Consider the following 13,417-nt stretch of genomic DNA (forward strand, 5'->3'; position numbering starts at 1 on the left):
TCGCGTGCCAATCACAAGCCGGTCGCTCCGCCGGCGCCCCCGCCCGCCCCGATCAAGGGACCCATGCGGGCCCCCGCCTCCAAGCTGCCGCCGCCCTCGCTTTATGCCGGTGCGCCGCTCGCGGAGCCGCCGGGCCGACCGGTCGTGCCCGCCAGGCCGGCCGCCGCCGGCATTTCGGCCATGGGCCAGCCCGTGCCTGCCGGCAAGCCGGCTGCCGCGGTGGCGCCCGGGCCGCGCGTGGTGATCCCCAGCTGGCTGCAGCCCTTCACCATGCCCCCCAATACCCGCTTCACCCGCACCCCGGACTATCTGCTGCGCCAGCCGCCGGTGGCGGTGCCGGATCCGATCCCGGCGCCGGCGATGATGACCGCCCCGGCGCCGGCAAGCGACATCGCCATGCCGGCCACCGCCCGCGTGGCTCCCCCGGCGCTGCTGGTGCCGCCGCGCAAGCCGCCGCGCGAGCCGGCGACGCCGCTGATCATCCAGCCGGCGACGCCGAACAGCGCCATCCCGGCCGCTGCCGTCACGCCCGCCAGCCTCGCCACCGCGGCGCCTGAACCGGCCTCCTCCCCGGCGGTCTCCCCGGAGCCTGTCGTCGCTACGCCGGCACCTGCCATGAGCGCTCCGGCGCCGCGGGCGGACGACGTGCCGCCAAGCTCCATCCAGCGGATCGCCGGGCTGATCCAGCTCGGCTGGGCCGAACCACCGGTAGTGCCCGCGCATCAGGACACCGCCATCGACACCTCGGCCTGGCAGGCCGCGGGGGCCGAGCCTGTCGCAGCGGCGCCGGCGACCGACAGGAACCCCGACAAGGCATTCTATTCCCCGTATGATTCCGACGCCGATGACGATGGCGCCGCCTACGACCTTGCCGAGGATGAAGACGACGACGAGAGGCTCGACGAGACCGATCTCGCCGAATCAGCCGTCTTGGAAGCCGTGGTCGTGGAGAGCGAACCGGTCGAGGAACTGCTCGTCGCCGTCGCCCCGGCAGTGGAAGCCGAAGCACCAGGCATCGTCGCCGGCTTCGACGCGCCCTATTCGGTGGGCGGCGCGGCCCTCACCTTCTCCTGGCCGGTCTTTGCCGTCCCTGTCGCCTCCGCGCCCGCACCGATGCCGGTCGCCGCGCCGGCGCCGGCGCCCGTGGCAGCGGCTCCCGCGCCCGTGCCGGCTGCCGCTCCGCGTCCGGCCCCGGTGCCGGCACCGCAGCGCATGGGCTACGAATTGCCGCCACTCGACCTGCTCACCGAGCCGCCATCGGTGGAGCCGGATTACGAACTGTCGGAGGAATTCCTCGAGCGCAATTCGGTGAAGCTGCAGCAGGTGCTGCATGATTTCGGCGTGCGCGGCGAGATCATCGACGCCAATCCCGGCCCGGTCGTCACCCTCTACGAACTGGAGCCGGCGCCCGGCATCAAGTCGAGCCGCGTCATCGGCCTCTCCGCCGACATCGCCCGCTCGATGAGCGCGATCTCCGCCCGCGTGGCGGTGGTCGAGGGGCGCAACGTCATCGGCATCGAATTGCCGAACCAGCGCCGCGAGACGGTATGGCTGCGCGAGATGCTCTCCAGCCACGAATTCGATTCCGCCAAGGCCAAGCTCGGCATCGGGCTCGGCAAGACCATCGGCGGCGAGCCGGTGATCGTCGACCTCGCCCGCATGCCGCATCTGCTGGTCGCCGGCACCACCGGCTCCGGCAAGTCGGTCGCCATCAACACCATGATCCTCAGCCTGCTCTACCGGCATCGGCCGGACCAGTGCCGGCTGATCATGATCGACCCCAAGATGCTGGAGCTTTCGGTCTATGAGGGCATCCCGCATTTGCTCACACCGGTCGTCACCGATCCGAAGAAGGCGATCGTCGCCCTCAAATGGGCGGTGCGCGAGATGGAGGAGCGCTACAAGAAGATGAGCCGCCTCGGCGTGCGCAACATTGACGGCTTCAATGCCCGAGTGGCGGAAGCCCGCGCCAAGGGCGAGATCATCACCCGCACCATCCAGACCGGCTTCGACCGCGAGACCGGGCAGATGAACGAGGAGGAGGAGATCATGGATCTCTCCGCCCTCCCCTACATCGTCATCGTGGTGGACGAGATGGCCGATCTGATGATGGTGGCCGGCAAGGACATCGAGGGCGCCATCCAGCGCCTGGCGCAGATGGCCCGCGCCGCCGGCATCCACCTGATCATGGCGACGCAGCGGCCGTCGGTGGACGTGATCACCGGCACCATCAAGGCGAATTTCCCCACCCGCATCTCGTTCCAGGTGACCTCGAAGATCGATTCGCGCACCATTCTCGGCGAGATGGGCGCCGAGCAGCTGCTGGGCCAGGGCGACATGCTCTACATGGCCGGTGGCGGGCGGATTTCCCGCGTGCACGGCCCGTTCGTCTCCGACCAGGAAGTCGAACGGGTGGTCGAGCACCTGAAGACGCAGGGCCGGCCGGACTATCTCGACGAGGTGACCGCGGAGGACGACGAGGACGCCCCGCCGCCGGCCGACGATTCCGCCGTGTTCGACCGCAGCGCGATGGGCGCCGACGCCGGCGATCTCTACGATCAGGCGGTGGCGGTGGTGATGCGCGACCGCAAGGCGTCGACCAGCTACATCCAGCGCCGGCTGCAGATCGGCTACAACCGCGCCGCCTCGATCATGGAGCGGATGGAGCATGAAGGACTGGTCGGTCCGGCCAACCATGCCGGCAAGCGCGAGATCCTGTCGGATTCACGCGCCGGCCACTAAAAATCCCGGTCGATCCGGCCGCAACGCCGGATCGACCGGAAGCGCCCTCGATTCGACAGGCTAGAGCCCGCCGCTCTCGCCCCACACGGTCAGCGCCGCCCCCATCAGCAGGGCGGCGGCGGCCAGCATCAGCACCGCGCCCCAGAAGCGCTGCCACCACGGGCGCGCGTCGGCAGGGCCGGAAGGTGCTGGCCGGCGGTCGTGCTGCATGTCCTCGCTGCTCATCTGCTCGCGATCCATCGTCTCGTTCGACTGCCGGTTGAAGGTTTCGCCGGGCGGAGCCCGATACCCGCTAACGCCAGCCGACCGCGAGGGTTCCCGCACCGCTGAACATCCGTGCCGCGCAAATCCCGGATCCAATTGCACGATCGGCCCTTCCAACCGGGCGTTCCCGCGATTAGGTGTGGGGCACCCCGACGCCTCCTCGACGGCGCTTCCTTCCCACGAGGTTTCCCATGTCCACCGTGTCCTATCCCGACGTCCTCCTGTTCATCGACGGTGTCTGGCGCGAAGGCTCGCGCCATGGCGGCGCCGCCGCCAGCCAGTCGGTCGTCGATCCGGCAACCGGGGAGGCCATCGGCACCCTCGCCCATGCCAGCATCGCCGATCTCGACGATGCTCTTGCCGCGGCGCAGAAGGGTTTCGCGGTGTGGAAGCGCGTGCCGGCGCATGAGCGCTACAAGACCATGCGCAAGGCCGCCGAGATCCTGCGCGAGCGCGCCGAGGACATCTCGCGCATCCTCACCCTGGAGCAGGGCAAGCCGCTGGTCGAAGCCCGCATCGAGACGCTGGCCGCCGCCGACACCATCGACTGGTTCGCCGAGGAGGGCCGCCGCCAATACGGTCGCGTGATCGCCGCGCGCGCCGAGAACGTGCATCAGGTCGTGCATCGCGAGCCGGTCGGGCCGGTCGCCGCCTTCACGCCGTGGAACTTCCCGATCAACCAGGCGGTGCGCAAGGTCTCCGCCGCGCTCGCCGCCGGCTGCTCGATCATCCTCAAGGGACCGGAAGAGACCCCGGCGGCCTGCGCCGCCCTCGTCAAGGCCTATGAGGATGCCGGCGTGCCGGCGGGCGTGGTCAACCTCGTCTTCGGCGTGCCGTCGGAGATTTCCAGCTACCTGATCCCGCATCCGGTGATCCGCAAGATCACCTTCACCGGCTCCACCGTGGTCGGCAAGCAGCTCGCCGCGCTGGCCGGCGCGCATATGAAGCGCGTGACCATGGAGCTCGGCGGCCACGCGCCGGCGGTGGTGTTCGAGGATGCCGATCTCGATCACGCGGTGAAGCTGCTCTCGGGCGCCAAGTTCCGCAATGCCGGCCAGGTCTGCGTGTCGCCGACCCGCTTCCTGGTGCATGAGAACCTCTACGAGCGCTTCGTCGACGGCTTCACCGAGGCGGTGAAGGGCATCAAGGTCGGCAACGGCCTGGAGGACGGCGTGCGCATGGGCCCGCTCGCCAATTCCCGCCGGGTCGAGGCGATGGAAGCCTTCACCGCCGACGCGGTGCAGAAGGGCGCCACCATCCGCACCGGCGGGGCGCGCATCGGCAACAAGGGCTATTTCTTCGAGCCGACCGTGCTCACCGATCTCGCGGCGGATTCGCGCATCCTCAACGAGGAGCCCTTCGGCCCGCTGGTGCCGATCCAGTCCTTCACCAGCCCCGAAGCGGCGATCATCGAGGCGAACCGCCTGCCCTACGGGCTCGCGGCCTATGCCTACACCACCTCCTCGCGCCTTGCGGACGAGTTCTCCCGCCGCGTCGAGAGCGGCATGGTGTCGATCAACCATCACGGCCTCGCCTTCCCGGAGACGCCGTTCGGCGGCGTGAAGGATTCCGGCTTCGGCTCGGAAGGCGGCACCGAGGCGATGGAAGCCTATGTCAACACCAAGTTCGTCACCCGCCTCGCGGTGTGATGAACCTGTCATAAAGCTCGGCAGCGGGCGCGGAATCATCTATCACCGCGCCCGCCGGCCATAGGGACCGGCCATCGCACAGGCCGTCCGGTCGTTTCATGGAACCCAGCGTCTTCCTGGCGGTCATCGCCGCCGCCGCGATGCATGCGTGCTGGAACGTCCTCCTGAAGATAAGGCTGGACCCGTTCGTCGCGGTAGCGCTCATCACCGGCGCCTGCAGCGTCATCGCGCTGCCGATCGCGTTGTGGATGGGCCCGCCGCCGGCGCATGTCTGGCCGTGGATCGCCGCCTCGATCACCGTCCACATGGCCTATTATTTCACGCTGACCGGCGCCTATCGGCTGGCCGATATGGGGCTGGTCTATCCGGTGGCGCGCGGCGGCTCGCCGCTCATCACCACGCTGTTCTCGCTGGTTCTGCTCGGAGAGCCGATCGACGCGCAGGGCGTCGCCGGCGTCGCCATCCTTGCCGGCGGCGTGCTGGTCATCGCCTGGCGTCCACGCGGCGGCAGTCTCGACCCGCGGGCGCTCATCCTCGCGGGCACCTGCGCGCTCTCCATCGCCATCTATTCGATCATCGACGGCATGGGCGCCCGCACCACCGGCAGCCCGCATCTCTATTCCGCCTGGCTGTTCCTTCTTGAAGGCCCCTGCGTGTTGACGGTGGCGCTGCTGCGCCACGGGCCGGCGGCGCTGCGGCCCGCGCTCGGCTTTATCGGTCCCGCCTTCGCCGGCGGGACGATGTCGCTTTCGGCCTATTGGATCACCATCTGGGCGATGACCAAGGCACCCATCGGCCTCGTCTCGGCCGTGCGCGAGTCCAGCGTCCTGTTCGCCGCGGTCATCGCCGTAGCGGTGCTCAAGGAGCCGCCGCGCGCCAGCCGCCTCGCCGGGGCGGTCCTTATCGTGGCCGGGCTGGTGCTGATCAAGCTGCACTGATTTGGGCGCATGCCGCGCCTGTGCTCAAGTGGCGGCCATGAACGCACCGACCGAAACGGCGATTCGCCCCATCGACACCGACGCGGCCTTTGCCGGCCCGCTCGCCCTCGTGCGCGAGCGGGCGCCGGTCATCATGGTGCTGGGCGGCGCCGGCACCGGCAAGACCACGTTCCTGCACGCGCTGCGCAAGCATGGCGGCTCGCGCCAGGCCTTCCTCGCCCCCACCGGCGTCGCCGCGCTGCAGCTTGGCGGCCAGACCATCCACTCGTTTTTCGGCCTGCCGCCGCGCCTCGTCGACCCGGAGCAGGTCAAGCCGCGCTCGCAGCGCCGGGCGCTGATGAAGAAGCTGGAGCGCCTCGTCATCGACGAGGTGTCGATGGTGCGCGCCGACGTGCTCGACGCCGTCGACCGCTGCCTGCGCCTCGCCCGCGGCAGCGCCGAGCCGTTCGGCGGCGTGCAGATGGTGCTGGTCGGCGACTTCCTGCAATTGCCACCGGTAGTGCCGATGGCCGAGCGCGAGATCCTCGGCCATCTCGGCTATGAGGGTCCCTTCGCGTTCGACGCGCGGGTGCTGCGCGAGGTCGAGGTCGCCCGCCTGCCCTTCACCCAGGTCTACCGCCAGTCCGACGCCGAGTTCATCGCCCATCTCGCCGGCTTGCGGGCCGGGCGTTTCGTCGCCGATGCGGTGGCGGCGATCAACGAGGCCAGCTTCGGGCCGCATCGCAAGGGCCGCGTCCCGGTGGTGCTCGCTCCCACCAATGCGCGCGTCGACGCCTATAACCGACGTGGCCTGGAGAGCCTCGCCGATGGCGGCCGGCTCTACGAGGGCAAGAGCCAGGGCGAATTCGACCTCGCCAACGACCGGCTGCCGGTGCCGGAGGCGCTGCTGCTCAAGACCGGCGCCCGCGTCATGGCGGTGCGCAACGATCCGGAGAAGCAATGGGTCAACGGCTCGGTCGGCACCGTCATCGGCCTTGCGCCCGACCGCGCCTTCGTGCGTCTCGATACGGGCGGCGTGGTGGAGATCGAGCGGGTGAGCTGGGAGCGCATCCGCTACGATTGGGACGAGGCCACGGCCAAGGTCGAAGCGAAGATCGTCGGCACCTATACCCAGCTGCCGCTGGTGCCGGCCTGGGCGATCACCGTCCACAAAGCCCAGGGACTGACGCTGGAGGACGTACGCATCGACTTCGATTCCGGCGCCTTCGCCGCCGGCCAGGCCTATGTGGCCCTGTCGCGCGCCCGCTCGCTGGAGGGTCTGTCGCTGGTGCGGCCGCTGCGCACGAGCGATATCCGCATCGACCGGCGCGTCGCCGCCTTCGCCGCCGATTTCGAAGCCGGCGCACTCGAATCCTGAATACCTCTTTACATAGTCCATAGTATCGATAGACTATGGAGCAGAAGAGGATTCCATGAGCCGTTCCCGTTTCGCCCGCCACCGCCACGCCGTGCTGTTCGCGCTCGCCTATGGCGCCATCGCGGCAGCCGTCTTCTTCGTGCACCCGGTGTCGAGCGAGGCGGAAGCCACGGCGAATGCAGCCGGACCGAGCCTCGCGGCCACCTTGACGGCGCGTTGAAACCACGCGAGCCGCACGCGCATCGACATACCCCCCTTGCGCACCCTTCAAAAAGCCGCTTGATCTATCATTTATGAGGGATAGCCGGGGCAGGATTCGCTGCGCGCCGGTTTTCGGGATTCGTAGAGGCGATGCTCACCAATAAAGGCAAGTACGGACTGAAGGCGATGCTGTTCCTGGCCTCGCTGCCGCCGGGTGAGAGCGCGATGGGCGCCGAGATCGCCTCCTCCAACAACATCCCCAAGAAATTCCTCGACGCGATCCTGCTGGAACTGCGCAATGCCGGCATGCTGCGCTCCAAGAAGGGGCCCGGCGGCGGCTATGCGCTGGCAAAGCTGCCGCAGGAAATTCGCATCGGCCACATCATCCGCACCCTCGACGGGCCGCTGGCGCCGATCAACTGCGCCAGCAAGAGCGCCTACATGCCTTGCCAGGATTGCGAGGACCTCAAGATCTGCGCGGTACGCATCACCATGAGCAAGGTGCGCGACGCCATGTCCACCATTCTCGACGGCATGACGCTGCAGGACATGGTCGTCTATGCCGACAACCCCGACGCCGACCTGATGTACCACATATGAGCACCCCGCCCTTGACCGATGCTCGCTTCAGCGGCCTGCTCGGCCTCGTCGCCCATGACAGCAAGAAGGACGAGATGGTCGCATGGGTCGCGGCGCATCGCAGGATTCTGGAGCGCTTCGACATCGTCGCCACCGGTACCACCGGCGGGCGCATCCTCGATGTCTGCCCGGACTTGCGGCTGACCCGGCTGAAGAGCGGCCCGCTCGGCGGCGACCAGCAGATCGGCGCGCTGATCGCCGAAGGGCGCGTGCGGGCGCTGGTGTTCCTGGTCGATCCGCTGACGGCGCAGCCGCACGATGTCGACGTGAAGGCGCTGATGCGCGTCGCCCTCGTCTACGACATTCCGCTGGCGCTCAACATCTCGACGGCGGAAATGCTCATCGCCGCGCTGAAACGCCAAGCGGCCTGACCGCCGGCGGCCGACCTCAGAAGAACGCCTGGTGCCCGGTGATCGCCCGGCCGAGGATCAGCGCATGGATGTCATGCGTGCCCTCGTAGGTGTTCACCGTCTCCAGGTTCACCATGTGGCGCATCACCGGATATTCCGCCGAGATGCCGTTGCCGCCATGCATGTCGCGGGCGTTGCGGGCGATGTCGAGCGCCTTGCCGCAATTGTTGCGCTTCAGCATCGAGATCGCCTCCGGCGCCAGCCTTCCCTCCTCGAACAGCCGGCCGGCCCGCAGGGCCAGCTGCAGCCCGAGCGCGATCTCGGTCGCCATGTCGGCGAGCTTCTTCTGGATCAGCTGGTTGGCGGCGAGCGGCCGGCCGAACTGCTCGCGCGCCATGGTGTAGCCGCGCGCCGCGGCATAGCAGGCTTCTGCCGCGCCCATCGTGCCCCAGCCGATGCCGTAGCGCGCGCGGTTGAGGCAGCCGAACGGCCCCTTCAGCCCGGAGACCTCCGGCAGCAGCGCCTCTTCCGGCACCTCGACATCGTCCATCACGATCTCGCCGGTGATCGAGGCACGCAGCGACAGCTTGTTCTCGATCTTCGGGAAGGACAGGCCCTTCGTGCCGCGCTCCAGCACGAAGCCGCGGATCGCGCTGTCATGCGCGCTCGACTTCGCCCATACCACCGTGATATCGGCGATGGGGGCGTTGGTGATCCACATCTTGGCGCCCTTGAGCCGGTAGCCGCCGTCGATCTTCTCGGCGCGGGTGCGCATGCCGGAGGGATCGGAGCCGGCATCCGGCTCGGTGAGGCCGAAGCAGCCGATCATCTCGCCGGTGGCGAGCCTGGGCAGGTATTTCCGCTTCTGCGCCTCGCTGCCATAGGCGTGAATCGGGTGCATCACCAGCGAAGACTGCACGCTCATCGCCGAGCGGTAGCCGCTATCGACGCGCTCGACTTCCCGCGCCACCAGCCCATAGGCAACATAGCCGAGCCCGGCGCCGCCATATTCTTCCGGAATGGTCGGGCCCAGCAGGCCGAGGGCGCCCATCTCGGTCATGATCTCGCGGTCGAAACGCTCCTCGCGATAGGCGGAAGCTACCCGCGGCATCAGATTTTCCTGGGCATAATCGCGCGCCGTGTCGCGTACGAGGCGCTCCTCCTCGGTGAGCTGGCCGTCGAGGTCGAACGGGTCCTCCCAGTCGAAGACGGCTTTCAGGGCGGCGTGCGGCGCGGCGTTCATCTTTCTTGATCTCCCTGGCGGGGCCGGCGTCCCGGCCGGCGCGACGGCATCGTCTTACACCGACCCGACGGCCGCGCCCATAGCCGTGGCAAAATGTCTAGACATACGACTTTTGTAGAGGGAGGGGGGACGATTGCGCAACGCCGCGCGGCGTGTTTCAGTTCTCGCCAAGGATGCGGTCAACATCAACAATGCGGCCTGCGTGTAACAGGCTACCGCCGCGTCACCACATAAGGGGAACTCGATATGTCGGTCTTCAAAGCCAAGCTGGCCGCCGCGGCGGCCGTACTGGTGGCGCTTTCTGCGCCGGCCTATGCAGCCAAGACACTCGTCTACTGCTCGGAGGGTAGCCCCGAGAACTTCACGCCGGCGCTGAATACCACCGGCACCAGCTTCGATGCCGCACGCCCGGTCTACAACCAGCTTGTCGAGTTCGAGCGCGGCTCCACCAAGGTGGTGCCTGCCCTCGCCGAGAGCTGGACGGTCAGCCCCGACGGGCTCGAAATCGTCTTCAAGCTGCGCAAGGGCGTGAAGGTCCATTCCGGCGTCAACGGCTTCACGCCGACCCGCGACCTGAATGCCGACGACGTGCTGTTCTCGTTCGAGCGCCAGTGGAAGCCGGAGAACCCGTATCACAAGGTCACCGGCGGCGCTTACGACTACTTCAACGACATGAGCATGCCCGACCTGCTCAAGACGATCGAGAAGGTGGACGACTATACGGTGAAGTTCACGCTCACCGAGCCGAATGCGCCGATGCTGGCGAACCTCGCCATGGATTTCGGCACCATCCAGTCGAAGGAATATGCCGACTTCCTGCTGAAGAAGGGCACGCCCGAGCAGTTCGACCAGATCCCGGTCGGCACCGGCCCGTTCTCCTTCGTCGCCTATCAGAAGGATGCGGTGATCCGCTACAAGGCCTTCCCGGCCTATTGGGGCGGCCCGGCCAAGGTCGACAACCTCGTCTACGCCATCACCCCGGACCCCACCGCCCGCTACGCCAAGCTGAAGAAGGGCGAGTGTCATGTGATGATCGCGCCGAACCCGGCCGATATCGCGGCGCTGAAGACCGATCCGGTGGTCAACCTGCTCTCGCAGCCGGGTCTGAACATCGCCTATCTGAGCTTCAACACCCAGAAGCCGCCCTTCGACAAGAAGGAGGTCCGCCAGGCCTTCAACATGGCGATCGACAAGGCGGCGATCATCAAGGACGTCTATCAGGGCGCCGGCCAGGCAGCGATCAACCCGATCCCGCCGACCATCTGGTCCTACAACACGGCGGTGAAGGACTATCCGTTCGACCCGGCCAAGGCCAAGTCGATGCTGGACGCGGCCGGCGTGAAGACCCCGCTCGACATCGACCTGTGGTGGATGCCGGTGCAGCGCCCCTACAACCCGAATGCCAAGCGCATCGCCGAGATGATGCAGTCGGACCTCGCCAAGGTCGGCGTCAATGCCAAGCTGGTGTCCTATGAATGGGGCGAGTACCGCAAGCGCCTGCAGCAGGGCGAGCACATGACCGGCCAGCTCGGCTGGACCGGCGACAATGGCGACCCGGACAACTTCTTCTTCCTGCTCGGCTGCGCCGCGGCGCGTCCCGGCGGCCAGAACCTCGCCAAGTGGTGCAACAAGGACTTCGACGCGCTGATCAACAAGGCGAAGACCATCTCGGATGTCGCCGAGCGCACCAAGCTCTACGAGCAGGCGCAGGTCATCGTGAAGGAAGATGCGCCCTGGTTCACCATCGCCCACTCGGTGGTCTATGAGCCGACCCGCAAGGAAGTCGTGGACTACAAGGTCAGCCCCTTCGGCCGCCACGAATTCTACGGCGTCGACCTGAAGTGACGTCATCCGGCGCCGGCGGAGGGGAGCGCTCCGCCGGCGCCGTGCTTTCTCGAAACGCCGCGATCCCCAGGCTGGGTTAGAGCGGTTCCGGTTCGCACGGACGCATCCGCGCGGCCGGAACGTGCTTTGGATCCGTGAGATCGCGTGCGCTGCGCGTGTGCGCCCCGTCGTTGACGACGACCCCTCGATCCGCTGCCGACGGCGCCCGAGATTCCCTAGCGGAATCCGGCGTCGCAGGACATGGCGCATCACAAGCCCGGGATATCGATGTTCCGCTTTTTCATCCGCCGCGTCGCGCTGACGCTGCCGACCTTCGTGGCGCTGATGTTCGTCACCTTCGTCGCGGTGCGCCTGGTACCGGGCGACCCGATCGAGGCGCGCACCGGCGAGCGCGGCATCGCGCCCGAGCGCCTCGCCATGCTGCGCCACGAGCTTGGGCTCGACCAGCCGGTGTGGGAGCAGTTCCTCCACTACGCCAACGGCATCGTGCATGGCGATTTCGGCGTTTCCATCGTCACCAAGACACCGGTGCTGCAGGAATTCGCCACCCTGTTCCCGGCGACGCTCGAACTCACCCTGTGCGGCCTGATCTTCGCCATCGTGCTCGGCATTCCCGCCGGCGTCATCGCGGCGGTGAAGCGCGGCAGCTTCTTCGACCATTCGGTGATGACGGTGGCGCTCACCGGCTATTCGATGCCGATCTTCTGGTGGGGCCTGCTGCTCATCATGCTCATGTCCGAATATCTGGGGCTCACCCCGGTTTCCGGCCGCATGGACCTGATCAACTACTATTTCGAACCGGTCACCGGCTTCATGCTGATCGACAGCCTGCTGTCGGACCAGGAAGGCGCCTTCAGCTCGGCAGTGGCGCATCTCATCCTGCCGTCCATCGTGCTCGGCACCATCCCACTGGCGGTGATCGCCCGCATGACCCGCTCCTCCATGCTGGAGGTGCTGAGCGAGGACTATGTGCGCACCGCCCGCGCCAAGGGCCTCTCGCCGCTGCGCGTCGTCGGCCTGCACGCATTGCGCAACGCGCTGATCCCGGTGGTCACCGTCATCGGCCTGCAGACCGGCACGCTGCTCGCCGGCGCGGTGCTCACCGAGACCATCTTTGCCTGGCCCGGCGTCGGCAAATGGCTGATCGAATCGATCTCCCGGCGCGATTACCCGGCGCTGCAGGGCGGCATCATGCTGATCTCCGGCATCGTCATCCTCGTCAATCTCATCGTCGACCTCACCTATGTCGCGATCAACCCGAGGATCCGGCATGGCTGACGAACAGGTGATCCTGCCGGATGGCGCCATCATCGAGACGATCCCGCCGGCTCCCTCCTCGTTCGCCTCCTTCTGGTCGGCGTTCAGCGAGAATCGCGGTGCGGTGCTCGGCCTCGCCGTGGTGGCGTTCATCGCCTTCCTTGCACTGTTCGCGCCGCTGGTGGCGCCGCACTCGCCGATCGAGCAGTTCCGCGAGCATGTGCAGCAGCCGCCGGTCTGGGCGGGCGGCAACTGGGCGTTTCCGTTCGGCACCGACGCGGTCGGCCGCGACATCCTCTCGCGGCTGATCTACGGCGCGCGCATCTCGCTCGGCATCGGCCTGTCGGTGATGCTGGTCTCGGTGGCGGTCGGCATCGTGCTCGGCCTCGCCAGCGCCTTCCTGCGCGGCATCGTCGAAGTCGTGGTGATGCGCATCATGGACCTGGTGGTGGCGATCCCGAGCCTGGTGCTCGCCATCCTTGTCGTGGCGATCCTCGGCCCCAGCCTCGTCAACACCATCGTCGCGGTCACGGTGGTGTACCTACCGCGCTATGTGCGCCTGGTGCGGGCGGCCGCCATCGCCGAGCTGTCGAAGGAATATGTGGTGGCGGCGCGGGTCGCCGGCGTCGGCCGGCTGCGGCTGATGTTCGTCACCGTGCTGCCGAACTGCCTCGCTCCGCTGATCGTGCAGGCGGCGCTCGGCATTTCCGACGCCATCCTGGAGGCCGCGGCGCTGGGCTTCCTCGGCCTCGGCGCCCAGCCCCCCATCCCGGAATGGGGCGCGATGCTGGCCGACAGCCGCGAGTTCATCCGCGCCGCGCCGTGGATCGTCACCCTGCCCGGCCTCGCCATCCTGGTCACCGTGGTCGCGATCAACCTGATGGGCGACGGCCTGCGTGACGCGCTCGACCCGAAGCTCAGGAGGAGCTGAG

General features: G+C 67.8%; 12 protein-coding genes. 10 read left to right on the forward strand and 2 right to left on the reverse strand.

Annotated elements, in window-relative coordinates:
- The first annotated feature begins 63 nt into the window (after nt 1-63).
- A complete protein-coding gene (locus AC1RU4_RS11395) occupies nt 64-2,742 on the forward strand; it encodes a DNA translocase FtsK (protein ID WP_492891205.1) in 2,679 nt (892 codons plus the stop codon).
- A gap of 60 nt (nt 2,743-2,802) precedes the next feature.
- Here AC1RU4_RS11395 and AC1RU4_RS11400 read toward each other — a convergent pair whose 3' ends face one another.
- Complete coding sequence (locus AC1RU4_RS11400; RefSeq protein WP_492891206.1) at nt 2,803-2,967, reverse strand: hypothetical protein; 165 nt, start codon at nt 2,965-2,967, stop codon at nt 2,803-2,805.
- Between the two features lie 230 nt (nt 2,968-3,197).
- Between AC1RU4_RS11400 and AC1RU4_RS11405 the strand changes: the two genes are divergently transcribed.
- From AC1RU4_RS11405 to AC1RU4_RS11430, 6 genes are all read left to right on the forward strand, one after another.
- Nucleotides 3,198-4,655 (forward strand): NAD-dependent succinate-semialdehyde dehydrogenase, encoded by a 1,458-nt coding sequence (locus tag AC1RU4_RS11405; protein ID WP_492891207.1) that lies wholly within the window; start codon nt 3,198-3,200, stop codon nt 4,653-4,655.
- Nucleotides 4,656-4,753: 98 nt separating this feature from the next.
- A complete protein-coding gene (locus AC1RU4_RS11410; RefSeq protein ID WP_492891208.1) occupies nt 4,754-5,593 on the forward strand; it encodes an EamA family transporter in 840 nt (279 codons plus the stop codon).
- A 37-nt stretch (nt 5,594-5,630) separates the two neighbouring features.
- On the forward strand, nt 5,631-6,950 hold the full coding sequence (locus tag AC1RU4_RS11415) for an ATP-dependent DNA helicase (protein WP_492891209.1): 1,320 nt from the start codon (nt 5,631-5,633) through the stop codon (nt 6,948-6,950).
- Between the two features lie 55 nt (nt 6,951-7,005).
- Nucleotides 7,006-7,170 carry a hypothetical protein gene (locus AC1RU4_RS11420; RefSeq protein WP_492891210.1) on the forward strand — a complete coding sequence of 55 codons (165 nt, stop codon included), beginning with the start codon at nt 7,006-7,008 and terminating at the stop codon, nt 7,168-7,170.
- 131 nt (nt 7,171-7,301) lie between these two features.
- Nucleotides 7,302-7,751 (forward strand): RrF2 family transcriptional regulator, encoded by a 450-nt coding sequence (locus AC1RU4_RS11425; protein ID WP_492891211.1) that lies wholly within the window; start codon nt 7,302-7,304, stop codon nt 7,749-7,751.
- Nucleotides 7,748-8,161 carry a methylglyoxal synthase gene (locus tag AC1RU4_RS11430; protein ID WP_492891212.1) on the forward strand — a complete coding sequence of 138 codons (414 nt, stop codon included), beginning with the start codon at nt 7,748-7,750 and terminating at the stop codon, nt 8,159-8,161. Before AC1RU4_RS11425 ends, AC1RU4_RS11430 begins: the two co-directional genes overlap by 4 nt.
- Before the next feature lie 16 nt (nt 8,162-8,177).
- Here the strand turns inward: AC1RU4_RS11430 and AC1RU4_RS11435 are convergent, their stop codons facing one another.
- Nucleotides 8,178-9,383 carry an acyl-CoA dehydrogenase gene (locus AC1RU4_RS11435; protein WP_492891213.1) on the reverse strand — a complete coding sequence of 402 codons (1,206 nt, stop codon included), beginning with the start codon at nt 9,381-9,383 and terminating at the stop codon, nt 8,178-8,180.
- 246 nt (nt 9,384-9,629) lie between these two features.
- Here AC1RU4_RS11435 and AC1RU4_RS11440 point away from each other — a divergent pair, with 246 nt between their 5' ends.
- From AC1RU4_RS11440 to AC1RU4_RS11450, 3 genes are all read left to right on the forward strand, one after another.
- Nucleotides 9,630-11,228, forward strand: coding sequence for an ABC transporter substrate-binding protein (locus tag AC1RU4_RS11440; RefSeq protein WP_492891214.1), 1,599 nt, complete (start codon nt 9,630-9,632; stop codon nt 11,226-11,228).
- 267 nt (nt 11,229-11,495) lie between these two features.
- On the forward strand, nt 11,496-12,506 hold the full coding sequence (locus AC1RU4_RS11445; RefSeq protein WP_492891215.1) for an ABC transporter permease subunit: 1,011 nt from the start codon (nt 11,496-11,498) through the stop codon (nt 12,504-12,506).
- On the forward strand, nt 12,499-13,416 hold the full coding sequence (locus tag AC1RU4_RS11450) for an ABC transporter permease subunit (protein ID WP_492891216.1): 918 nt from the start codon (nt 12,499-12,501) through the stop codon (nt 13,414-13,416). Before AC1RU4_RS11445 ends, AC1RU4_RS11450 begins: the two co-directional genes overlap by 8 nt.
- The last annotated feature ends 1 nt before the right edge of the window (nt 13,417 follow it).

It is taken from the genome of Ancylobacter sp. GW821-FHT10E12 (assembly GCF_058809335.1).

Coding starts and splice junctions, on each gene's coding strand:
- AC1RU4_RS11395 (WP_492891205.1), top strand. CDS start 64: ATGCGGGCCCCCGCCTCCAAGCTGCCGCCGCCCTCGCTTTATGCCGGT.
- AC1RU4_RS11435 (WP_492891213.1), bottom strand. CDS start 9,383: ATGAACGCCGCGCCGCACGCCGCCCTGAAAGCCGTCTTCGACTGGGAG.
- AC1RU4_RS11420 (WP_492891210.1), top strand. CDS start 7,006: ATGAGCCGTTCCCGTTTCGCCCGCCACCGCCACGCCGTGCTGTTCGCG.
- AC1RU4_RS11400 (WP_492891206.1), bottom strand. CDS start 2,967: ATGAGCAGCGAGGACATGCAGCACGACCGCCGGCCAGCACCTTCCGGC.
- AC1RU4_RS11425 (WP_492891211.1), top strand. CDS start 7,302: ATGCTCACCAATAAAGGCAAGTACGGACTGAAGGCGATGCTGTTCCTG.
- AC1RU4_RS11415 (WP_492891209.1), top strand. CDS start 5,631: ATGAACGCACCGACCGAAACGGCGATTCGCCCCATCGACACCGACGCG.
- AC1RU4_RS11450 (WP_492891216.1), top strand. CDS start 12,499: ATGGCTGACGAACAGGTGATCCTGCCGGATGGCGCCATCATCGAGACG.
- AC1RU4_RS11405 (WP_492891207.1), top strand. CDS start 3,198: ATGTCCACCGTGTCCTATCCCGACGTCCTCCTGTTCATCGACGGTGTC.
- AC1RU4_RS11430 (WP_492891212.1), top strand. CDS start 7,748: ATGAGCACCCCGCCCTTGACCGATGCTCGCTTCAGCGGCCTGCTCGGC.
- AC1RU4_RS11410 (WP_492891208.1), top strand. CDS start 4,754: ATGGAACCCAGCGTCTTCCTGGCGGTCATCGCCGCCGCCGCGATGCAT.
- AC1RU4_RS11445 (WP_492891215.1), top strand. CDS start 11,496: ATGTTCCGCTTTTTCATCCGCCGCGTCGCGCTGACGCTGCCGACCTTC.
- AC1RU4_RS11440 (WP_492891214.1), top strand. CDS start 9,630: ATGTCGGTCTTCAAAGCCAAGCTGGCCGCCGCGGCGGCCGTACTGGTG.